Origin of the sequence: Polynucleobacter sp. JS-Fieb-80-E5, from assembly GCF_018882015.1 — a bacterium.
GTDB lineage: Bacteria > Pseudomonadota > Gammaproteobacteria > Burkholderiales > Burkholderiaceae > Polynucleobacter.
Genome location: NZ_JACVPH010000006.1, coordinates 146,609 through 170,136, shown reverse-complemented (window position 1 = coordinate 170,136; position 23,528 = coordinate 146,609). Strand labels below are relative to the sequence as shown.

Below are 23,528 nucleotides of genomic sequence, written 5' to 3'. Positions count from 1 at the left end.
AAGCTTGCTTACAAACCAATCGTGTAAGTGAGCATGGTTGTTATGCCATTACTGGTATTGAGTGACTGCTGGTTGTAATAAGCACTTAAACTGACTCGTTGATTTTTCTCTACCCAATAATCCGCATTGGCACTGACGAAAGGTCTTGTCTTTTGAATACTGGGCGCAGTCAAACTAAAGGCGCCTAAATAATAAATAGAACCACTGTAGTTGCTGATATTGCTACTAAGATCCTGCTCTACTCCAGCACCTGCGCCTACACTCACTTTTGGCGTGACATAACCCATCACCTTAGCTCCTGCATACGCAGTCGTGGCTGATTGCGTTACTGAGTTATACGTAATCGGAAAAGTCGCTCCTGCTGTTTCGGTGTAGCCGTTGCGAACAACTGAAGTGGTTCTGATACCGGCTAATGGCGAAGCAACCCAACTATTACCCACTGCAAATCCATAAGCACTTTCTAATTGAGCGCCTTGAGTTGTCATGGTTGAGCTACCCTGACCAGCTTCGGTATTAGACAAAGTGGTGCGGGTGATATTGACACCATTACTGCTGTAGGCCGCTGAAGCCTTGACTTGCACTCCTAAGTTAGAACCACTAGGAGCATAGACTGCAAAGAGTCCGGCTAAAGGTTGAGAGTTTTTCACGGTGTAGTTATTAGGCGTGGTGTTACTAATACCTTGGTCTAAAAACACACCAGCCCGAAAGCTAGGAGCAAAGCGATAGCCTACTTGAATATTGCCTGCAGTTTGAGTAGAGGTGGGGCTACTTACATTGGTATAGCGGCCACCCACTCCAACGCACACATTATTGGCGCCATACGCTGTGCAATCACTATTGAGATTCACAACCAAGGCGGTATTTTGAGCATTGAGTAATGAGTTCAGTTGATAGCTATTGGTAGCTATTGCGCTGTAGGTGTTATTCACATCAACCAATCCACCGTTAGCCCAAGCGCCATAGACAAAAGCGTGTCGCGCGGTATTGCCCGCAATATCGCTTTCCCCCACAATCACCTTGCCATCAGCTGAAACACCGTTGGCGTAACTATTTGTGCCCCCTAAAGTACCCAAGTCAGTCATGGTATTGCCGACATATTTAAAAGCGTGATTAGCGGCATTTCCAGCTATCAGGCTATAACCAACAATTACTGAGCCATCAGCAGAGACGCCATTGGCACTACTTAGCACGCCCCCTAAAGTGCCAAGGCTTGTCATCGTAGTGCCGACATATTTAAAAGCATGAGCGGCGGCATCACCGGTGATAAAGCTATATCCCACAATCGTCTTGCCATCAGCTGAGACGCCTTGAGCGAAACTATTGGATCCACCTAATGTGCCAAGGTCTGTCATCGTAGTGCCAACATATTTAAAAGCGTGAGCGAACAAGCCACCAGTGATATCGCTAAACCCCACAATTACTGAGCCATCCGCTGAGACGCCAGCGGCGAAACTAGTAGCTCCCCCTAAAGTGCCAAGGTCTGTCATCGTAGTGCCGACATATTTAAAGGCGCGTTGTTCGCCAGCAATATTTCTAGAAAATCCCACAATTACTGAGCCATCAGCTGAGACGCCTTGAGCGTAACTATCCTGCCCCAAAGTACCTAGATCAGTCATCGTAGTCCCAGAGTACTTAAAAGCGTGTGCGTTGACATTACCGTTGAAAAATCCTGAGCCCACAATCACTAAGCCATCCGCTGAGACGCCATTGGCGCGACTCTCTGTTACCCCTAAGGCATTTAAGGGCGTCATGGTATTGCCAGAGTATTTAAAAGCCGTAGTATATGCATTGCCAGTGAGATAGCTATACCCAACAATCACTGAGCCATCGGCTGAAACTGCATTGGCGGCACTATTGGCACCTCCTAAAGTGCCCAAGCTATTCATAGACTGCGCCATCACAGCTCCCGATGCAGTCACCGACAACACAGCAAAAAAGTTATTCATTAAATAACTGAGTTTGGATTTTTTGGTTTTCATTAGAGTATTGAAAATTAAATAAATTACTTGCTACCGACTAACGTGTCGGTATAAATTTATATTGTTTAAGATTAAATTAAAGAACTAAATTTGAATCAAGCGGTCGGTTTTTAAAGCGATGTAGCCATGAAGCCCATGTGAAATCAGGCTTCTAAAGCTAATACTGAGAACAATTACTAAATTTGAATCAAGCGGTCGGTTTTGAGAGAAAGTGACTATGGCAAGTAAGCAAAAAGTATCCAAGCCCCTATATAAATCAAACTCTCCTGTTGCTAGAACAGGTCAAGGCACCACGCTTAAAAAGCGTCTTTTAAAGGCCAAGGAAGAGGATCTTTTCAGCGGCAGGGAAAAGATTTTGATGGCGGCTCGTGCCTGCTTTGCCAAACAAGGCTTTGCCGGCACGTCCATGAAAGATATTCAATTGGCCGCAGACTGTTCCCGTGGAAACTTGTATCACCACTTCAAAGCCAAAGAAGAAATTGTTCAAATCATTACTGAGCAGAACCTAGGTCGATTCTGTGATCGGATTGAGACTATTCTCAAAGAATCCGATGAACGTGACTTGAGCTTATTAGAGATCATTGAAGAGTTAGCCAGTTTTGCCGAGGAGATTACCAAAGGTCCCGGTAAGGGAATTGCGTTTCATGTATGGTCAATGTCAATGGTTGAGCCTGAAGTACGTAAAACCATGCTGATCTACTTTGAACGGATTCGTAGCGGCTTAGAGCAAAAAATTATTCTCTTAATGAAAAAGGGCAAACTGAAAAAGAATAAAAATACTGAACAGTTATCCGTAGCCCTATTTGGATTGGTCATACCAGGCTTTACTGTACAAAGCGTATTTATGGATGAAAAAGCTATTGATTCTGCCAAGTATGTGCGAGCACTCAACTTGCTTATTGGTAACAAATAAGATCAACCTACGCCCTGCTTGGGCACACGATAAACACCACACTGACCGTCGCATTGAGTGACGCTGGATAGTCGGTTTACCCGACAAATTTACTGTTGACCCAGTTGCTCATAGTCTGTAAGGATCCGTCACGCTGGCTCAAGGTCTTCCCAACGCCGGCCAAGCTCAGCAATGATTAGTCCAATATCGAGCCAATCTACCAGCCTACTTTTATATGATGCAATATGAAATTTGGCCTGCCCAGCACGATTCGAACGTGCGACCTACGCCTTAGAAGGGCGTTGCTCTATCCAGCTGAGCTATGGGCAGTTATATGCTGGGTATATCTAGAACAATAAGGGAAAATGGTCGGAGTACAAGGATTCGAACCTTGGACCCCCTGCTCCCAAAGCAGGTGCGCTACCAGGCTGCGCTACACTCCGACGGAACCGATATTCTACACCGAGAGGGCCATGCAAGGCAAATCCTGTAAGATTCGTCACATGGTTGCCTATTTTTCAAGCAAATTTATGAAGCAAATTCATGCTGCGTTTACAGCGGCATTGCTAGTATTTTGCTTGCTTGGCACCCACTGGATAGGCCTCTCACATAGCATTTCTCATGCCGGCTTCCAAAATCAAGTTTTAGAAGTCAATGCTTCCACCAATATTGATAAAAGTTTTAATCACAGCTCGGATGCCTGTCATTTATTTGACGCACTTTCACTTGCAGGATTTGTACCAAGTAATCACATTCAAGCCCCGGTTATTCTTGTCAGCGCTTTAGATCTACAAAATTCAAGCAATCCTTCGTTGCGAAGCTTTACTGGTAGCTCTTACCACTCACGCGCTCCTCCTACTTTCATCCTTTAAAACAAAGCGCTCTATTGCGCACCTCCGTTTTAATTGCTCACCATGTATTGGTGAATCTGGATGAATATGAATTATCGTTTTACACAACTTTCTTGCAATCGCCTCATAGCACTGGCCTGTGTTTTGCTAATGAATCCTGCTTGGTCCCAAAACCAAGCGGAGAGTTTGCCTCAACTTGATGTCACTGGAGTACGTGAAGGTGGCCAAGGATTCCTCTCGCCAAATAAAGTATTAGCTGGTGATGAACTTCAAAATAAGCTTTCCGGAACACTAGGAGCAACGCTTGCCAATGAACTGGGAATATCTGCGACTGGTTATGGGGCGGGATCTTCAAGACCGGTGATTCGCGGCCTAGATGGTGCACGGGTACAAATCTTGCAGAACGGCTTATCGGTTGGTGATGTTTCCAGCATCTCGCCAGACCATGCGGTTGCAAGCCCAATGCAAAATACCCATCAGATTGAAATCTTACGCGGTGCCTCTGCCCTGCTTTATGGATCAGGCTCAAGCGGTGGCCTGGTAAACGTTGTGAATGATCGCATTGTCACCTCAATGCCTGATGCAGTATCTGGCGCACTCAATACCAGCTACGAAACAGTGAATCAAGGTAAGACTGCCAATATTGAATTAGATGCACCTGCGGGACCTTTAGCACTCCACTTTGATTCAGCGATCAGTAATTCGAATAACTATCGCATCCCAGGCTTTGCAGAACAAGGTGGACCAAATGCTAATTGGTCTATCAATCCAGGTCAGCCAGTGAATATCCCCTACAGCGGCAAGTTACCCTTCTCTTTTAGCAATGAAAATAGTATGGGCTTAGGAGCGAGCTATGTTCGCTCCGATGGATACACCGGCATCTCCTTAGAGCGTATGAATCACAACTACGGAATTCCTACTGCAGAAGGTGGCTTTATTCAGCAGTCGCAGAATCGTTACGATTTTGCTCACCAAACTAATGATCCGTTTGAGGGCTTTAGCTCGGTCAAAATTAGTGCTGCCAATACCAATTACCAACACACCGAATTTACTAACAATGGGGTTGCCTCCACACAGTGGAACAACACAGCCACTGAAGCAAGGCTAGAGTTGGCTCATAAAGAATTGCTTGGATCTAAGGGTATATTAGGCGCGCAAATTACTGGCGCAACCTTAAATGCCACGGATTTATCCACGAATAATTACGCTATTGTTCCGCAGACAAAATCCAATGCAACTGCCCTATTTTTGGTTGAGGAAGGCCGTTATGGCCCTTTAAAAACAAGTCTTGGGGCTCGCTATAGCTACACTACTCAAAATCCCAATTCCGGAACACAGTTTCCAAGCGCAAGCAGTCAGGAATTTGTCCCGACATCTTATGGTCCTCCATCACTACAGAGTAGACAATTTAATTTAATGTCCTATTCAGCTGGTGGAATGTTCGATATTGCCAAAGGATACGGCATGGGTCTTGCCTATACAGTCTCTCAAAGAGCGCCATCTGCACAAGAGCTTTACTCCTATGGGCCTCATGATTCAACCGCAACATTCGATATCGGTAATGCAAACCTAAGCACAGAAACATCACATAATTTAGAACTGAGTTTTCAGAAGAGCTTGGGGGTAATCCGCAGTAAAGCTAGTATTTACAGGAACCAATTTAGTAACTACATCTATGGCTACTACACTGGCGCCTATAGCCAAGCCAATGAAAACTTTTCCGTGGTTCAAGCATCTCAAGCAAATGCCTCTATTCAAGGTGCAGAGGCAGAGCTTAGTTATAACTGGAATGAAACCGGCGTGGGGGGCAGATTGTTTGGTGATGTATCACAAGGAACATTTACCGCGGGAGGAAATCTTCCGCTACAACCGGCACCACGTCTAGGCAGTGAATTGGCTTACCAACGTAACGGCTGGTTAACAAGCGCCACCTATATTTACAGCTATCAACAAAATAAATTGGCCAGCTGGGAAATTGGTCCTACGCCCAGTTACAACCTAGTAAATGCCAACCTCTCCTACACTGAGCGTATTGGAAAAGTGAATTGGACTGGATATCTCATACTAAAGAATCTACTTAATGAAGAGATTCGCTACGCTACATCACCCATGGCAGTACGACTATATGCGCCACAACCAGGAAGAAGTCTCATGGTTGGCGTTCGCGCAGCCTTTTAATAAAGGCACACTAAAGATATTTGAGTAGTAAAAATCCAAGTAATCCTGAACCGAGAATTACAAATACAGGATTAATTTTTGTTCTCAGAATGAAATACAGGGAAATTAAGGCTAATCCCAAAGTTATGGGGCTAACGATAGAAGATTTGGCTACAGCATAGACTCCAGATGCCATTAAGCCGATTGAAATGGGCTCTAATGCATTTTGGATGCTTCTACGCCAAGGGCTTTCGCCAAAGCGATTCCAGATGCGGCCAGCATAAAAGCACAAAATACTCGATGGCAAGAAAAATGAGAGCAGAACAACTCCAGCTCCTACTAAGCCAGCAACCTGAAATCCGATCACTAAGACCATCAGCATATTAGGGCCTGGTGCAATTTGTCCGATACTATAAATATGTACAAAACGCAGGTGATCAATACCAAATTGATGAGCCAGTAAGGTTTGCATCTCCGGCAATACAGCGGTCCCGCCCCCTACTGCCAGGAGTGACAGCAAGCCAAAGCTGAGTGCCAATGAAACTAAATGACTCATGAGCTAACCCTTGGGCGATACATATAAATTGCTATCGGAGCCATTATTAAAAGGACGAGAGGAAGACTTAGCTTTACCAGACTCATCAAAATAAAGGTTGGAACAATAATGAGAAGTGACTTGAGATGCTTCCAGTGCTCATCACCAATCCGATAAGTAATTGCCGCCAATAAGCCGCATGCAGCTGCTGCAACTCCAGACAAAATTAAATTCGCCAACGGGTGATCTGTATTCGAGGTGTATGCAACACCAATAATTAGTACAAATAGAGATCCGGGAAGTATTAGGCCGATGGTTGCCACGAAAGCGCCTAGCATGCCACGCAAATGATCTCCGGTTAACACCGCTAAGTTCACTGAATTTAAGCCTGGCATAGTTTGGCTAATTGCAAGATAGCCCATGAATTCATCGGCAGTCAGCCAGCACCTTTTTTCAATTAAAAGAATGCGCTCATAGGCAATAATTCCCCCACCAAAACTTATGGCACCGATGAGCAAAAACTGGAAAAAGAGGTCATATAAACTTACTGACAGCTTTTTATCAGTTAAGTTTGTGGAGCTCATTCAGGCTTTCCATAGATTAATGCCGTTTTTGTACTACCAATTTCTAACCAATCAGCTAATTCAGTTTGAAGCTTTTTAAAAAACTTATCAGCCCTCTTGTGAGCCTTGGCTTGTGAGCGATTTTCATCGTTTACGCGATATGAAAAGGCAAGCTCGCCTACGATAGGGTCGCCAGCAGTCCTCATCCAAATAGCAATTTCACAATGAGCTTGCACACCATCCCCAAAAACCAGATTTCCCAATGGCAGACAGGCTTCAAGTATCTTATTATTAGGACCACCAACAATATGCACAGGCGTTTTTTTATCTATTGAAAGATATGCCATGCCTGGGAAATACTCACAAATCGCACTTATGGATCTGTCAAATAAACTATCAATTGGAACGGCGTCCAAAATTGCATTATTCGAGTAAATTTGACGTTTAGAGCCCAGGGCATCACCACGTAATATTTCCTCTTTGAAGCGAGATCTGGATTTTATCTTCTTTTGTGGGGTTGGATTAAATTTGGAGGCATGCTCCATGTCATGGGTTCGACACTTGAGCGTGACTTCTGCATAGTCATCAACCCACACATTCTGTCGCGACTCTCGAACGCGCAAAATAATATTATTTAAACGGAAATCCTCACCAGGGGTATCGTAAAAATAAATATTTCGTAGCCCAGTATTTGCATTCTCAAGATGAAAGAAATCCACCTTACTTTTCTTGCAAAACTTCACAATTTGTTCGCTAAGAAGCAAAATTCTGCCGTGACGATCAAGGCCCTTGGGCTTGATGAGCAGTTTAAATTCTCTATTGGTGATGGATGGATGCAGCTTCATAAAATAATCCTTTTTTCTTGAGCTTATCACCAACTCATGAAATTAAATCAGTTCATGAGGCTGTACATGGGTAAACAAAGCCCCTAGCGAATTGAGGGGGTTAGGCAGTAGGAATCAAATCAGCAATACTTTTGGCCGCACTCATTGCAATATCAGCATCTTTGGTCTCAACCATTACACGCAATAATGGCTCCGTACCAGATGCGCGTATCAGAACCCTACCAATATTTTGGAGATCAGCCTCAACCTTCGTGATTTGACTGATTAGCTTGTCATCAGCCTTCCAGTCGTAACCAGACTTGAATTTCACATTCAAAAGTACTTGCGGGAAAACTTTGACGGCATCTAATAATTCGGTAAGACTTTTTTTATTTTGACTCATTGCCGCTAACACTTGAAGTGCCGCAATAGTGCCGTCACCTGTGGAGTGTTGGTCTAAGCAAAGCAAGTGACCCGAACCTTCGCCACCAATAATCCAACCATTTTGTTTGAGCAATTCCAAAACATAACGATCGCCTACATTGGCGCGCTCAAAACCGATGCCCAACTCTTTAATAGCATTTTCAACTGCAAGATTAGTCATTAGAGTGCCTACAGCGCCACCAATCTGCTGGCCACGATCCAAACGATCTTTTGCCAGTACATACAAAAGCTCGTCGCCATTAAATAAACGACCAGAAGCATCTACCATTTGCAGGCGATCAGCATCGCCATCAAGAGCAATGCCTAGATCCGCTTTTACTTCTTTAACTTTCGCAATTAAGGCCGCTGGCGCCGTTGCTCCGCAACCATCATTGATGTTGCGACCATCAGGGCTAACGCCGATGGATATTACTTCCGCACCTAATTCATGAAAAACATGGGGGGCTGTGTGATATGCGGCTCCATTGGCGCAATCGACTACGAGTTTCAACCCCTTAAGATTTAGCTCTCCTGGAAATGTTGACTTACAAAATTCAATATAGCGTCCCGCAGCATCATCCAAGCGGAAGGCTTTACCAAGCTCTTTTGAATTTACACAACCCATGGGCTTTTCCAATTCAGCTTCAATGGCAAGCTCAAACTCATCTGACAACTTATCGCCATTTGCAGAGAAAAACTTGATGCCGTTATCTTGGTAGGGATTATGGGAAGCTGAAATCACTAAGCCAGCAGACAAACGCAATGCCTTAGTGAGGTAAGCAACACCGGGGGTTGGAATGGGGCCACAAAGCATGACGTCCACCCCTGCAGCAGCAAACCCGGCCTCCAACGCAGCCTCCAACAAATATCCCGATACGCGAGTGTCTTTACCTATGAGAATTTTGCAGCGTTCACCCGGCTTGGCTTCACGTGTTAATACTTTGCCGGCAGCATAGCCAAGGCGTGTCATAAATTCAGGGACGATAGGAAATTGGCCTACTTCTCCTCGAATGCCATCAGTACCAAAGTATTGTTTTTTCATGGGTTTCATTATAAAACTTAGATGCGTCACTAAGTATTGATAGCCTCCCAAAGCTTTAGAGCATCAACAGTCTCGGGAACATCATGAACCCGGACAATTTGAGCGCCACGATCAGCAGCCATAATTGCTGCGGCAATGCTTGGGGCAACACGTTCGTTAGTGTCTTTACCAGTAATTTTGCCAATCATCGATTTACGGGAAATTCCCGCCAATACAGGAAGACCTAAAGTCGAGAAGTCAGCAAAGTGTGCCAGCATTTTGAGGTTATGTTCCAAGCTCTTGCCAAAACCAAATCCCGGATCAATAGCAATACGGTCACCTCTAATGCCTTTGGAAATGAGGAGTTCCGCCCTATCCTTCAGAAATTTCTTTACTTCTACAATGACATCCTGATACTCGGGGTTAAATTGCATTTTTAAGGGGTCGCGTTGCATGTGCATTAATACAATGCCACAGTCGCGACTTTCCATCACCGCCTCTAAAGCTCCCGCCTGCCTAAGGGCCCAAATATCATTTACACAATCAACTCCAGCATGCAGCGCTTGACGCATTGTTTCTGCTTTATAGGTGTCTATTGATAAAGGCACGCCACAATCTTTTAAGGCCTCAATGACCGGAAGCACTCTATCCAACTCTTCTTGCAGTTCAACTGGTTCAGCACCAGGTCGAGTTGATTCCCCGCCAATGTCAATAAGATCAACGCCGTTGTCAATCATCAACTCCGCTTGCGCAATAGCATCCTTAGCACTTCTAAATTTACCGCCATCAGAAAATGAATCCGGGGTTGCATTCAGAATGCCCATCACAATCGGGCGCTTGCGTTCGGTGAAGTCAAAAAGAAAACGCCCACAACGCCAAGTTGTGGGCATATCTTGAAGGCTTTGATAATGCATCAAAGACTGCAGCTAAGCAAAGTAATTAAGCAGTAGCTGGAGCGCTGCCAGTAGCAGGGCCAGGGGTACCAGCAGAATTACCAAACTGAGTGGCTGGAGGTGGCTTAGGCGCACGTGGTGGGCGACCTTCCATGATGTCATTTATTTGCTCTGCATCAATGGTTTCCCATTCAAGCAAAGCCGCAACCATCGCCTCAACTTTATCTCGGTTTTGTTCCAAGATCGATCTAGCTAAAGCATATTGGCTATCAATCAACGTACGTATTTCAGCGTCAACCTTTTGTTGAGTCAGTTCAGAAACTGTTTTGGTGCTGTTGCGACCAAAAATACTTTCCGATTCAGTATCAACATAAACCATAGTGCCCAAGCTATCACTCATACCATAACGAGTCACCATGTCACGAGCCATTTTCGTAGCGCGCTCAAAGTCATTGGATGCCCCAGTACTTGAAGAGTGCAAGAACAACTCTTCAGCAGCACGACCACCAAACAAAATAGCCAACTCTTCCATCATGCGATCTTTATACAAGTTCACACGATCAAATTCAGGTAGCTGCCAAGTCACGCCCAACGCCATACCTCGCGGCATGATGGTGACTTTATGAACAGGGTCAGCCTTAGGTAAAACCTTAGCTACAACAGCATGGCCAGACTCGTGATAAGCGGTATTGCGACGCTCTTCTTCGCGCATAACAGCAGACTTGCGCTCAGGACCCATATAGATCTTGTCTTTAGCGTCCTCAAAGTCTTTCATGTCTACTGCACGTTTATTACGACGTGCTGCAAATAATGCAGATTCATTTACCAAGTTCGCTAAATCTGCTCCTGAGAAACCCGGAGTACCGCGAGCCAAAACAGCAGCATTAACGTCGGGGTCAATTGGAACCTTGCGCATATGCACTTGCAAAATTTGCTCACGGCCACGGATGTCTGGCAAACCTACATGCACTTGTCGATCAAAACGTCCTGGACGTAATAAAGCTTTATCAAGCACATCAGAGCGGTTAGTGGCAGCCACTACGATCACGCCACTATTACTTTCGAAACCATCCATCTCAACCAGCATTTGGTTTAGTGTTTGTTCGCGTTCATCATTGCCGCCGCCCATGCCAGCACCGCGATGACGACCAACAGCATCAATCTCATCAATAAAGATGATGCAAGGAGAATTTTTCTTGGCGTTTTCAAACATGTCACGAACACGTGATGCACCAACACCAACAAACATCTCAACAAAGTCAGAGCCGGAGATTGAGAAGAAAGGAACCTTCGCCTCGCCTGCAATGGCGCGAGCCAAAAGAGTCTTACCAGTGCCCGGAGGACCTACGAGCAATACGCCGTGCGGAATACGACCACCAAGCTTTTGAAACTTTTGCGGATCTTTTAAGAAATCAACAATCTCAAAGACTTCCTCTTTGGCTTCATCGCAACCTGCAACATCGGCAAAGGTAACAGTATTACTGTTCTCATCAATCAAGCGCGCTTTAGATTTGCCAAAGGAGAATGCACCACCCTTACCGCCACCTTGCATTTGGCGCATCATGAAAAACCAAAAGCCAATAATTAATAAGGTAGGGCCAAGATAGTACAAAGCAGAAACCAACATATTTGGCTCGTCATCAGCTTTACCGGTAACTTGAACTCCATATTTCATGAGGTCACCAACCATCCAGATATCACCTGGAGAGATGATGGAGTATTTAGTGCCGTCAGCAGGCGTCACTTGCAATGTGCGACCTTGCACATCTACACGCTTTACTTTGCCGGCTTTAGCGTCATCCATGAATTGGGAATACGTCACCTGAGTTTGGTCCTTAGGCTTATCAAACTGTTTAAAAACAGTGAAAAGCACCAAGCCCACAATGAGCCACACACCGATTTTTTGGAACATATTGCTGTTCAAAATGAGTCCTTTTCTGGATTGAACCAGGAGTTAAAGCGATTTGCTTCCTAAGTATTTGATTCTACTACCACCCTTTTTCAATAGCTAATGGCATATATATTTGATAAAACCCTATAAAAACGGGGGTATTAGCCAGTATTTAGAGCCTATTTCGGAGGTTTTAGGTTTCTACCTAAAAGGAAGATCTCAGAAGACTTTGCTCTTGATGCTTTAGGTTTACGGGAGGCAACCGTTTTGAAGACCTTTTTAAAGGATTCCACTATCTGGCTATAGCCACTACCGTTAAAACATTTGATTAAAAGCGCACCCTCAGGCTTCAGATGAGCGGTAGCGAAGTCTAGGGCTATCTCTGCTAAAAAAGCCATTCTGGCAGCATCAGCAACACCAACCCCAGAAAGGTTTGGCGCCATGTCTGATAAAACCAAATCGACCTTGCCTTCAGCACTCTTCGGTAAAAGCGCCTCCAAAGCAGCAAGCCCCTCTTCTTCCCTAAAATCGCCCTGAATAAAGCTCACATCAGCAATGTCTTCCATTGGCAAAATGTCGATGGCAATAATCTGACCATCTGGTTTGCCGGACTCAATTTTGGGATTGCTTTTACCAAGCTCAGTGAGGCGATTGCGGACGTACTGAGACCAACTCCCGGGAGCGCTCCCTAAGTCCACAATAGTCATACCTGCCTTGATAAGGTGATCTTGCTCGTCAATTTCACTGAGCTTATAAACCGCTCTAGCGCGATAGCCCTCTTTTTGAGCCATCTTCACATAGGGATCGGACAGATGATCCTGTAACCAACTTTTATTAAATTTATTCTTTGCCACAACTTACCCACTTTCGCCCTCCATTTTCCTAGTTTCTGACCTCTAAAGCAAAAGGAATCGATCAAAATGTAGGCAAATTCAAGCTAAAAGGGCAATTTAGACCCTCAATGCTCTATCATCAACACCATGACTGCACTCACTATTACCCCTGCACAACGTAAATCCCTCAAAGCTGACGCTCACGACCTAAGTCCTGTTGTCATGATTGGTGGCGATGGCTTAACACCTGCTGTAATCAAAGAAGCTAAATTAGCCATTAATCATCATGGTTTAATTAAGATCCGCGTTTTTGGTGATGAGCGCGAAGCTCGTATAGCAATGTATGAAGAGCTTTGTGACAAGCTTAATGCCGCTCCAGTTCAACATATCGGCAAGTTGCTCGTGTTGTGGAAACCAAAAGATATAGTGGATGAGGCCTTTAGCAATCTAGGGAGGTCAAGTAAGCAAACAAAAAAATCTTTGCAGGCTCCCCGTACGAAACGCCAGCCAAATCGCGCTCCGGCAAAAGCTGGTGTCCGCACGAGTACCTCTGAAAGATCGGATCGTCGCTCTGCTTCAAATGCAGCACCATTTGCACGTGCTGCAGCAGTGAAGTCGGCAACACCTAAGAAACGTGTTTTGCGCTCTGAAGCGGCGGAATCAAAAATTGGCTGGTCTTCTCCCGGCTACAGAAAAGCAGTTGCTGCGCCAGCACCGATTAAGAAGCGTAAAGTCAGAATGAGTAGCACAAAGAAAAAATCACTTGGCTCTTAATTTAAGCAAGTGAAATTGAGAAACGCCGCTAGTCGGCGTTTTTTGTTGCCTGCCAAACCAAGGTAAGACCGAGCGCCGCTTGAATCATAAATATTGCACTAGAAACACCATGCAGGCGTGCAAATAATGTGGCATTAGTAGACTCGCGAACCGACAAGCCTGAATAGAGCGCTTGACCTCTCAATGAATCCATCCAAGGAATAATGATGAATGCTGCGGCAACAGTGCAAGCAAGCATTCCTAGTAAGATCCAGCGGGCGATGCGGTAATGGTCTCGACCCTGCCTTACTAGGTGACTTGCCGTCACCATTAGAAAAGCGCTTAAGGCGACGCCGATATAGGCGGTGGTTGTAAAGAGATTTGCTGCAACCATGCCAGCAACCTGTCTGTCGCCCAAATTAGAGAACAAAACAGGCACCACTAGAAATCCAATGGTGATGAAGCTACCCACCCAGAGACCCGAAATCAGGCTAAAAATTCTTTGGGTGCGGATGTGGGGCATTAGACGTAACGCACAGCCAAGATTTCAACTTCGCGATTGCCGCCAGGGGCTTGCACAGCCACAATGTCACCCTCTTCTTTGCCGATTAATGCACGAGCAATCGGTGAACTGATGGAGATTTTCTTAACGGCAATATCAGCCTCATCATCTCCAACGATTTGATAGGTTAGCTTAGTACCATCTTCTAAGTCCTCAAGATCAACAGTAGCACCAAAGACTATGCGGCCAGCAACATCCAAGGTAGCAGGGTCAATAATTTGAGCTGCCGATAATTTGCCCTCTAACTCTTGAATGCGGCCTTCAATGAAACCCTGTTTTTCTTTAGCAGCATCGTATTCAGCATTCTCAGAAAGATCGCCTTGAGCGCGAGCTTCGGAGATAGCATTAATAACAGAAGGACGCTCAACGTGTTTAAGACGGTGCAGCTCCTCTTTGAGAAGTTCTGCACCGCGCTTAGTAATCGGAATTGTGCTCATGAAACTAACCTAACTTAAATTCTTGCGCAAAATCGCGCGTATAAAAGTCAATTTTAGATTAAATGAGCTCGCGATGTAAGTTTTGCAAGGAATAAACCTCGAGGGAGTCGAGTCGGCCATTTTCAGAGGCTAACAAACCATCCATCACTGCTCGTGCTGCACTAATAGTCGTGTAATAAGTAACGCCATTAGCCTGAGCGCTGGTTCGAATCGATCTAGAGTCTGCAATCGCCGTCCGGGTCTCATCCACAGTAGTAAATACCAATGAAATCTCACCATTCTTGATGAAATCCACAATATGGGGACGTCCATCCTTTACTTTATTAACTACCTTTACAGGTAAGCCAGCCGCTTCAATTGCTGCTGCAGTACCTTTAGTAGCAACCATCGGGAAGCCCAGTTGATGTAACAACTTAGCAACTTCAATTGCTTTTGGCTTGTCACTATCTTTGACAGTCAAAAGAACGGTTCCGCTCTTAGGCAATTTGATGCCAGCACCCAACTGTGACTTAAATAAAGCCTCACCAAAGGTCTTGCCAACACCCATCACTTCGCCAGTAGAACGCATTTCTGGTCCGAGAATTGGATCAATACCTGGGAATTTATTAAACGGAAATACCGCTTCCTTGACTGAGAAGTATGGCGGTTTCACTTCAGTCTTAATACCCTGCTGCTCTAGAGTCTGACCAACCATACAACGTGCAGCAATCTTCGCCAACTGCAAACCAGTGGCTTTTGATACAAACGGTACGGTGCGTGAAGCGCGTGGATTTACCTCCAAGACATAGATGACATCTTTGCCATCTACATTCTGAATCGCAAACTGAACGTTCATTAAACCAACAACATTCAGTCCTTTAGCCATCGCTGCAGTTTGGCGTTTAATCTCTGCCACCGTTGCATCAGATAAAGAGTATGGAGGCAATGAGCAGGCTGAATCGCCAGAGTGAACACCGGCTTGCTCGATATGCTCCATAACGCCACCAATAAATACGGCTGTACCATCGCTAATGCAATCAACGTCACATTCAATAGCATCATTCAAGAAGCGATCTAGAAGCACAGGAGAGTCATGAGATACCTTAACGGCTTCACGCATGTAACGCTCAAGGTCACGACCATCATGAACGATTTCCATTGCACGACCACCCAAGACATAGGAAGGACGAACCACTAATGGATAACCAATTTCTTCGGCGAGCTTTAGAGCCTCTTCTTCAGCACGCGCTGTACGGTTAGGCGGCTGACGCAGTCCGAGATCCTGTAGTAGCTTCTGGAAGCGTTCGCGGTCTTCTGCTGCATCAATCATGTCTGGTGAAGTGCCAATAATTGGCACCCCATTGCGTTCAAGATCTAAAGCCAATTTCAAAGGTGTTTGACCACCGTATTGAACGATGACGCCCTTTGGTTTTTCTTTAGCAACAATCTCCAATACATCTTCTAGAGTTAGTGGCTCAAAGTACAAGCGATCCGATGAATCGTAGTCAGTCGAAACGGTTTCAGGGTTGCAGTTAACCATGATGGTTTCATAACCATCATCACGCATTGCTAAAGCAGCATGCACGCAGCAATAGTCAAACTCAATACCTTGACCAATTCGGTTAGGGCCTCCGCCCAAAACCATGATCTTCTCTTTATTGGTCGGCTGTGACTCGCATTCACCGTGCTCTGCTTCATAGGTTGAATACAAATAAGCAGTGTTAGTAGAGAATTCAGCCGCACAAGTATCCACACGCTTGTAGACCGGAACAACTTTCAATCGATGGCGTGCAGCACGAACGGATGCAGCATCAACTTTTAATAATTTTGCCAAGCGGCGATCGGAGAAGCCTTTTTGTTTTACAAAACGCAACTCTGGGGCTGTCAGACTATCGATCTTGCGCTGCTTAAGTTCAGTCTCAATAGTAATTAGCTCTTCAATTTGCTCTAAGAACCAAGGATCAACTTTAGTTTCACTATAGATCTCATCAAGACCCATACCCATCCGGAATGCATCTGCCAAATACCAAATACGATCTGGACCAGGCTCATTGATTTCATTAATGATGTCATCAAGATCTGTGGATACTTCATCCAAGCCGTCAACACCAACCTCAAGACCGCGAAGCGCTTTCTGGAAAGACTCTTGGAAAGTTCGACCAATGGCCATGACTTCGCCAACTGACTTCATCTGCGTTGTTAGGCGGGAATCAGCCTGAGGGAACTTCTCAAATGCAAAACGTGGAATCTTGGTAACAACGTAATCGATTGAAGGCTCAAATGATGCTGGTGTGGCACCACCAGTAATATCATTCTTGAGTTCATCGAGGGTATAACCTACAGCCAATTTAGCCGCAATTTTTGCAATTGGGAAACCTGTAGCCTTTGATGCTAAAGCCGATGAACGGGATACCCTTGGATTCATCTCAATGACGATCATGCGACCATCTACTGGATTAATCGAGAACTGAACGTTAGACCCACCGGTATCGACGCCAATTTCTCTCAGAACAGCAATCGATGCATTACGCATGATTTGATATTCTTTATCCGTCAACGTTTGCGCAGGCGCTACGGTAATTGAGTCACCGGTATGTACGCCCATTGGATCTAAGTTTTCAATTGAACAAACAATGATGCAGTTGTCATTGCGATCGCGCACAACTTCCATCTCGAATTCTTTCCAGCCCAAGAGAGACTCTTCGATCAAGAGCTCACGTGTTGGTGATAAATCGAGACCACGTTTACAAATTTCTTCAAATTCTTCACGGTTATAGGCAATACCGCCACCCGATCCGCCCATAGTGAATGATGGACGAATAACTACTGGGAAACCTGAGCTGCCAGTTTGTTTCTGAATTTGCTGCTGAACCTCATGAGCCTCATCCATTGAGTGCGCAATGCCGGACTTTGCAGAGCCTAGGCCAATTTTGGTCATGGCTTCTTTAAACTTTTGGCGATCTTCTGCTTTATCAATGGCTTCTGGTGAAGCGCCAATCAGTTCGCAGCCGTATTTCTCTAAAACACCATGACGGTGAAGATCTAATGCGCAGTTCAGTGCAGTCTGGCCACCCATGGTTGGCAAAATGGCATCAGGCTTTTCAGTAGCAATAATGCGTTCAACTACTTCCCAAGTAATAGGCTCAATATACGTAACATCAGCCATCTCAGGATCAGTCATGATGGTTGCGGGATTGCTATTTACCAAAATAACTTTATAGCCCTCATCACGCAATGCCTTACAAGCTTGCGCTCCAGAGTAGTCAAACTCACAGGCCTGTCCAATCACAATCGGACCAGCTCCAATAATCAGGATGCTCTTAATGTCGCTACGCTTAGGCATTATTTGCCCTCCTTCTTGGCAGCATTCATTAGCTCCACAAAACGATCAAATAAATAGGCAATGTCATGAGGACCTGGTGAGGCCTCAGGATGTCCTTGGAAACACAGTGCTGGCTTGTCATTCCATGCCAAACCTTGTAAAGATCCATCAAATAAAGACACGTGGGTTACGCGAATATTGCTTGGTAATGTATTGGCATCAACAGCAAATCCATGGTTTTGAGAAGTGATGGCAACACGACCTGTATCCAAATCTTTCACAGGGTGATTGGCGCCATGGTGGCCAAATTTCATTTTTAATGTCTTGGCGCCTGCTGCAAGACCCATGATTTGATGGCCTAGACAGATGCCAAAGGTTGGGACGCCTTTTTCAATAATTTCTTTTGCTGCAGCAATAGCGTAGTCGCATGGACCAGGATCGCCAGGCCCATTTGAGAAGAACACGCCATCCGGATTCATGGCCAGCACTTCTGCTGCGCTAGTTTGCGCAGGCACAACTGTTAATTCACAGCCTCGCTCAGTCAGCATGCGCAAGATATTGCGTTTCACACCAAAGTCGTAAGCAACTACCTTTTTAATTGGCTTGCTAGTATCTAATGTTCTATATGCAGGCTTGCCGTTTGGCCCGTGAAGATCCCATTCGGCCTCGCGCCACTGATAGGCTTTTTTAGTAGTAACTACCTTTGCAAGATCTAAGCCTGACATGCCGGGGAAAGCTTTAGCAAGCTCAAGAGCTTTCGCTCCTAAGGATTCATAGCTATCGCCTACTTTACCGGCAACAATTGCGCCGGATTGGGCGCCCTTGTCACGCAGAATTGTGGTGAGTTTGCGTGTATCTATGCCAGCAATTCCTAAAACATCTGCTTTGGTAAGGTAGTCATCCAAGGAACCTTCTGAGCGGAAATTGGATACGCGCTTTGGAAGATCCTTCACTACCAAACCTGCTGCATGAATCTGATCTGATTCCGCATCTTGAGCGTTTACACCAACATTGCCGATGTGCGGATAAGTTAAGGTAATAATTTGGCGTGAGTAGCTGGGATCAGTAATGATCTCTTGATATCCAGTCAATGCGGTATTGAATACAACTTCGCCAGTAGTTTCGCCAGGGGCGCCAATGCTAAAACCGGGAAATAATGTGCCGTCGGCTAGGGCCAACACAGCTGGGGGAAAAGAAGGAAGCAAGGGTGACAAACCATCTCCAGTCCCTGCTCCATCCGACGCTCAAAACCCCAAAAAAGACTAGCCCGGGGATGTTTTTGCGGGTGGTGAGTGTCTTTAAGCGCTAGGGTATTTATTAAGTTTCGAACCTTGCAATCATAACATTTTTGCTCGTAAACCCTTGGATATACAGCCAAATGGGGGTTGGAAGGTAAAAAGCTCCCCTAGCCTAATGGCTGGGAGAGCAATTTATTCAAAAATGGGTGTTTTAAGCCTTGGCGCTTTGCTCAATGATAGTCTTAACTTGAGCTAAAACAGACTGGTCATCCATCGTGCTGATATCGCCAGGATCACGTCCTTCGGCTACAGCCTGAAGTGCGCGACGAACAATCTTGCCTGAACGTGTCTTTGGCAACGCAGTAACTATATAAACCCGGCCAGGTCGTGCAATAGCCCCTAAGGTGGTGTCGACAGTCTTCATGCACTCCGCTTCCAAAGTAGCGGTATTGGAGGCATCTTTAGGAATCACAAAGGCAATCGCGGCTTGCCCCTTTAATTTATCCTCAATACCAACCACGGCAACTTCTGAAACATTCGGATGGCTAGAAATACTTTCTTCGATTTCGCGAGTACCAAGGCGATGTCCAGCTACGTTAATCACGTCATCCGTACGACCCAAGATGAAGAAATAACCATCCTTATCTTTAATGCCCCAGTCAAAGGTGGAGTAAATTAATTTGCCTGGAATCGTTTCCCAATAGGTGCTGACAAAGCGCTTGTCATCGCCCCAAACAGTTTGCATGCAACCTGGAGGCAATGGACCTTCAATGGCAATGACGCCCTTCTGATCTGGGCCCAGCTCTTCGGAAGTGGCATCGTCGAGTAACTTCATGTTGTAACCAAACGATGGCACACCTGGTGAGCCAAATTTATGCGGCATGACTTCAACGCCACGCTGAATTGCCAGCATTGGCCAACCTGTTTCTGTCTGCCAATAGTTATCCACGATCGGCTTATTAATTGCACCATGAATCCAACTGGCTGTCGGTTCATCCAAGGGCTCTCCTGCCAGGAACAGAGCACGCAATTTAGAAAGGTCATATTTGGTTAAGAAAGCAGGGTCTTGTTTCTTCAGAACGCGAACTGCTGTTGGCGCAGAAAACATGACAGACACTTTGTATTTATCTACTAGCTCCCACCAAATGCCTGCATCAGGACGCAAGGGAGTGCCCTCGTACATGATCGTAGCCATACCAGATAGCAATGGCGCATAAATAATGTAGCTGTGGCCAACAACCCAACCAATATCGGATGTGCAGAACATGGTCTCACCAGCATTACCGGTAAAAATATGTTTCATCGACGCGGCGAGAGCGACTGCGTAGCCGCCTGTATCACGCTGAACACCTTTAGGCTTTCCAGTTGTACCGGAGGTGTACAAAATATAAGAAGGATGAGTTGCATCAACCCATACAATAGGCACTACATCATTTAAATGCTTTTGGCGTTCGCTTGCGTAATCTAAATCACGTCCCGCGACGGTGGTGAATTCAGTTAAACCGCGATTCACAATCAAGACCTTTTCAGGCTTGTATTCAGCCAGAGTAATAGCCTCATCCAGTAATGGCTTGTATGGAACCGCCTTGCCACCACGCGCACCTGCTTCTGCAGTAACAATCAGTTTTGGTTTTGCATCATCAATACGGGATGCCAAGCTATGGGATGCAAAGCCACCAAATACAACGGAGTGGATAGCGCCAATACGGGCGCACGCCAACATAGCAAAACAAGCTTCAGCAATCATTGGCATGTAAATGAGTACACGATCACCCTTTTTAACGCCTGCCGCTTTGTAGATTGCTGCCATACGATTCACTTCCTCGTATAACTCTTTAAAGGTATATGCCTTCTCTTGATTGGTTTCTGTAGAAACCGCAACCAAGGCAATTTGATCTGGACGATCTTTTAAGTGACGATCAACTGCGTTGTAGCAAAGATTCGTTGAGCCACCCTCAAACCATTTAGCAAATGGAGGGTTATCGTAATTGAGGACTTTGTCAAAAGGTTTTTCCCAATGTATTAACTGCGCCTGCTCACCCCAAAATCCATCTGGGTCTTTAATTGAACGTTCGTGGTGTGCTTTGTAGGACATGGTCAACCTGATCTCTTAAAAAGTTACTCGAATTACTGGCTCTTACTCACCCCTTTACTAGCGTTGCTGCTGGCTGAGGCAGGTGAACTACCATTTTTCGCAGATTTTGCAAGCCCTGTCGATGCGGATTTATGCTGAGATGCAGCATTTTTTGCAGAAGAATTACCCTTAGAGGTGCCCTTAACTACTGTTTTGGTGTTACTGGGTGCTACACATTTACTTGATTTAGCCCCTTTTGCACCTTTTGCTGGTTTGGGGCATTTAGGTGCAGGTGGAGCTGGCTTTTCTAAGCTGAGGCTAGCATTTTCAGCCATAGCAGTTGAAACATCGCCCGGTCTACGACTGGTTTTAGGAATCAGCACGGTAGAGCCCGCCCGTATACGCATCCCCCTTGGAATGCCGTTGACCTCGCGCAGAGTATCTACATCCACCCCTAAAGTTTTAGCTGCCTGATCAACACTTTCTGTTTTGGATACTTGAACAGCAGTCCACGACGAAAGAGGTTTAGCGTATTGCTTGAGGTTATCTTGAAAGATCTCGGCATGCGCAAACGGCAACAGAATTTGCTGGTTAGCATTACTCAAAATAACCGGCTTATTAAAAGACGGATTCAGGCTATGAAATTCATCAGCTGGTATTTCGGCTAATTTAATAACTAGAGCTACGTCGATATCGCTACCCACATCAACTGCAACAAAATAGGGGTGATTTTCTAACTCAGGTAGCACAATGCCATAAGCCTGTGGATCCAACACAATTTGACGATAAGCCATTAATTTAGGAACGTAATTTCTAGTTTCACGCGGTAAGGTCAAACTCTCATAATCTATAGGCAAGCCTGCAGCGGCATTACGCTTTTGCGCTTTCGTAATGTTGCCAGCACCCCAGTTATAAGCTGCAAGTGCTAATTCCCAACTCCCAAATTGATTATTCAAACGTTGCAAGTAATCTAAAGCCGCATCTGTTGACTGGACAACATCTCGACGCTCATCTCTAAATACGTTTTGTGTAAGACGAAAGTCTTTGCCTGTGGCAGGCATAAATTGCCATAGACCCACAGCCTTTGCATTTGACTTTGCGTTGGTTACAAACGCACTTTCAACAAATGGTAGTAATGCAATCTCGGTAGGCATATTGCGCGCATTTACTTCTTGAACGATGTAAAACAAATAGCGTGAAGAACGCGTCATCGAGCGATTTACATAGTCCGGTCTTGCAGCCAACCAGCGAACCTGTTCAATCTCTAGCGGGGTATTCATGGGCTCCATCTGGAAGCCATCACGAATGCGTATCCACAGGTTGTCAGAAGGCGCATAAACCTTGCTAACGGATTGATTTTTGAAGTTGACCCTTGCGGCTCTGGAAGCTTTTGAATTCGCTTTCGTTGGCGTATCGGAAGACCAATCGCCAGTGCTAGCGCAACCACTTAACAAAGCAGTAATCACTACTACTGCATACATCATCCGCATTAGAAGCGATCTTTCCAGCCACGAATGACTGCCAATACATGTGCAGGCGTTGGCAATAATGTCTGACCTGAAACCTCTTTAGCCATTGCAATGACTTCGGCTTGATCGCAACGCATGAAAGGATTTACCTGGATTTCTTGCCCAATAGTCGTTGGCAGTGTTGGCAAACCTTGCTCTCGCAGAGATTTAGCCTGGTCCGCCCATGAGAGTAGATTAAGGTTGTTGGGCTCTACAGCTAAGGCAAAGCGAATATTCGATAAGGTGTACTCATGAGTGCAATACACCAAAGTATTTTTTGGAAGTGAGGCGAACTTACCTAGCGACTCCGTCATTTGCGTAGGCGTACCCTCGAACAATCTTCCACAACCCGAGGCGAATAAAGTATCCCCACAGAACAGCATTGGCTCAACAACATTTGCTTGCATGTTTGCAAAGTAAGCAATGTGGCTTAAGGTATGCCCAGGAACTTCGAGAACCTTCAAGCTAATACGTGGGGAAGCAATTTCAAATTTATCGTCCTGCATTACGACATTAGTACGACCTGGAATATCGTCACCAACTGGGCCATAAACGGGCAGATCTGTACCCAAACTTTGCAATAAGTTGAGAATGCCACCCGTATGGTCTGCATGGTGGTGAGTAATGAGAATGCCCTTGAGGGTCAAATGATTTGCGCTCAGGTACTCCAAAACTGGTACTGAATCACCTGGATCCACCACTAAAGCAGAGCTGCCATCGTGAATGCACCAGATATAGTTATCATCAAAAGCCGGAATGGGCCAAACCTGCAATAAAGTATTCTTATCCATAG

At 45.4% G+C, this 23,528-nt stretch carries 19 protein-coding genes and 2 tRNA genes; 4 read left to right on the top strand and 17 right to left on the bottom strand.

What is annotated here, in order from left to right; genetic code table 11:
* Positions 1 to 8: 8 nt before the first annotated feature.
* A complete protein-coding gene (locus tag ICN44_RS10350) occupies positions 9 to 1,979 on the bottom strand; it encodes an autotransporter domain-containing protein (RefSeq protein ID WP_216263878.1) in 1,971 nt (656 codons plus the stop codon).
* Positions 1,980 to 2,196: 217 nt separating this feature from the next.
* Here ICN44_RS10350 and ICN44_RS10345 point away from each other — a divergent pair, with 217 nt between their 5' ends.
* Entirely contained in the window at positions 2,197 to 2,892 is a 696-nt protein-coding gene (locus tag ICN44_RS10345) for a TetR/AcrR family transcriptional regulator (RefSeq protein ID WP_216263877.1), read from the top strand.
* A gap of 232 nt (positions 2,893 to 3,124) precedes the next feature.
* On the opposite strand, the gene ICN44_RS10340 is transcribed toward ICN44_RS10345, so the two are convergent.
* A tRNA-Arg gene (locus ICN44_RS10340) sits at positions 3,125 to 3,201 on the bottom strand.
* Between the two features lie 36 nt (positions 3,202 to 3,237).
* Positions 3,238 to 3,314 (bottom strand) — tRNA-Pro (locus ICN44_RS10335).
* 30 nt (positions 3,315 to 3,344) lie between these two features.
* On the opposite strand from ICN44_RS10335, the gene ICN44_RS10330 reads away from it, so the two are divergent.
* Complete coding sequence (locus ICN44_RS10330; protein WP_216263876.1) at positions 3,345 to 3,743, top strand: hypothetical protein; 399 nt, start codon at positions 3,345 to 3,347, stop codon at positions 3,741 to 3,743.
* Between the two features lie 60 nt (positions 3,744 to 3,803).
* Positions 3,804 to 5,900 (top strand): TonB-dependent receptor, encoded by a 2,097-nt coding sequence (locus ICN44_RS10325; RefSeq protein ID WP_255537586.1) that lies wholly within the window; start codon positions 3,804 to 3,806, stop codon positions 5,898 to 5,900.
* 10 nt (positions 5,901 to 5,910) lie between these two features.
* On the opposite strand, the gene ICN44_RS10320 is transcribed toward ICN44_RS10325, so the two are convergent.
* From ICN44_RS10320 to ICN44_RS10290, 7 genes are all read right to left on the bottom strand, one after another.
* On the bottom strand, positions 5,911 to 6,435 hold the full coding sequence (locus ICN44_RS10320) for a chromate transporter (RefSeq protein ID WP_216263875.1): 525 nt from the start codon (positions 6,433 to 6,435) through the stop codon (positions 5,911 to 5,913).
* On the bottom strand, positions 6,432 to 6,998 hold the full coding sequence (locus ICN44_RS10315; protein ID WP_216263874.1) for a chromate transporter: 567 nt from the start codon (positions 6,996 to 6,998) through the stop codon (positions 6,432 to 6,434). The genes ICN44_RS10320 and ICN44_RS10315 overlap by 4 nt, the downstream gene beginning before the upstream one ends.
* Positions 6,995 to 7,822 carry a hypothetical protein gene (locus ICN44_RS10310; protein WP_216263873.1) on the bottom strand — a complete coding sequence of 276 codons (828 nt, stop codon included), beginning with the start codon at positions 7,820 to 7,822 and terminating at the stop codon, positions 6,995 to 6,997. Before ICN44_RS10310 ends, ICN44_RS10315 begins: the two co-directional genes overlap by 4 nt.
* 100 nt (positions 7,823 to 7,922) lie before the next feature.
* Positions 7,923 to 9,266: a phosphoglucosamine mutase gene (gene glmM, locus ICN44_RS10305; protein WP_216263872.1), complete on the bottom strand. Its 1,344-nt coding sequence runs from the start codon at positions 9,264 to 9,266 to the stop codon at positions 7,923 to 7,925.
* A 29-nt stretch (positions 9,267 to 9,295) separates the two neighbouring features.
* On the bottom strand, positions 9,296 to 10,135 hold the full coding sequence (gene folP, locus ICN44_RS10300) for a dihydropteroate synthase (protein ID WP_216263871.1): 840 nt from the start codon (positions 10,133 to 10,135) through the stop codon (positions 9,296 to 9,298).
* 49 nt (positions 10,136 to 10,184) lie between these two features.
* Entirely contained in the window at positions 10,185 to 12,062 is a 1,878-nt protein-coding gene (gene ftsH, locus ICN44_RS10295) for an ATP-dependent zinc metalloprotease FtsH (RefSeq protein WP_072582459.1), read from the bottom strand.
* A 146-nt stretch (positions 12,063 to 12,208) separates the two neighbouring features.
* Positions 12,209 to 12,883 (bottom strand): RlmE family RNA methyltransferase, encoded by a 675-nt coding sequence (locus tag ICN44_RS10290; protein WP_072582460.1) that lies wholly within the window; start codon positions 12,881 to 12,883, stop codon positions 12,209 to 12,211.
* Between the two features lie 126 nt (positions 12,884 to 13,009).
* Here ICN44_RS10290 and ICN44_RS10285 point away from each other — a divergent pair, with 126 nt between their 5' ends.
* The gene (locus tag ICN44_RS10285) at positions 13,010 to 13,636 is read left to right on the top strand and encodes a YhbY family RNA-binding protein (RefSeq protein WP_216263870.1); all 627 of its coding nucleotides are present in this window, start codon (positions 13,010 to 13,012) and stop codon (positions 13,634 to 13,636) included.
* A 28-nt stretch (positions 13,637 to 13,664) separates the two neighbouring features.
* On the opposite strand, the gene ICN44_RS10280 is transcribed toward ICN44_RS10285, so the two are convergent.
* From ICN44_RS10280 to gloB, 7 genes are all read right to left on the bottom strand, one after another.
* Positions 13,665 to 14,138 carry a DUF4149 domain-containing protein gene (locus tag ICN44_RS10280; RefSeq protein WP_216263869.1) on the bottom strand — a complete coding sequence of 158 codons (474 nt, stop codon included), beginning with the start codon at positions 14,136 to 14,138 and terminating at the stop codon, positions 13,665 to 13,667.
* A complete protein-coding gene (gene greA, locus ICN44_RS10275; protein ID WP_216263868.1) occupies positions 14,138 to 14,614 on the bottom strand; it encodes a transcription elongation factor GreA in 477 nt (158 codons plus the stop codon). The genes ICN44_RS10280 and greA overlap by 1 nt, the downstream gene beginning before the upstream one ends.
* Before the next feature lie 58 nt (positions 14,615 to 14,672).
* Positions 14,673 to 17,936: a carbamoyl-phosphate synthase large subunit gene (gene carB / locus ICN44_RS10270; protein WP_216263867.1), complete on the bottom strand. Its 3,264-nt coding sequence runs from the start codon at positions 17,934 to 17,936 to the stop codon at positions 14,673 to 14,675.
* On the bottom strand, positions 17,936 to 19,120 hold the full coding sequence (gene carA / locus ICN44_RS10265; protein WP_216263866.1) for a glutamine-hydrolyzing carbamoyl-phosphate synthase small subunit: 1,185 nt from the start codon (positions 19,118 to 19,120) through the stop codon (positions 17,936 to 17,938). Before carA ends, carB begins: the two co-directional genes overlap by 1 nt.
* A 244-nt stretch (positions 19,121 to 19,364) precedes the next feature.
* Positions 19,365 to 21,248, bottom strand: a complete 1,884-nt coding sequence (locus ICN44_RS10260) for a propionate--CoA ligase (RefSeq protein WP_216263865.1) — start codon at positions 21,246 to 21,248, stop codon at positions 19,365 to 19,367.
* Positions 21,249 to 21,280: 32 nt separating this feature from the next.
* Complete coding sequence (locus tag ICN44_RS10255; protein ID WP_216263864.1) at positions 21,281 to 22,717, bottom strand: transglycosylase SLT domain-containing protein; 1,437 nt, start codon at positions 22,715 to 22,717, stop codon at positions 21,281 to 21,283.
* Positions 22,717 to 23,526, bottom strand: a complete 810-nt coding sequence (gene gloB / locus ICN44_RS10250; protein ID WP_216263863.1) for a hydroxyacylglutathione hydrolase — start codon at positions 23,524 to 23,526, stop codon at positions 22,717 to 22,719. The genes ICN44_RS10255 and gloB overlap by 1 nt, the downstream gene beginning before the upstream one ends.
* Between the last annotated feature and the right edge of the window lie 2 nt (positions 23,527 to 23,528).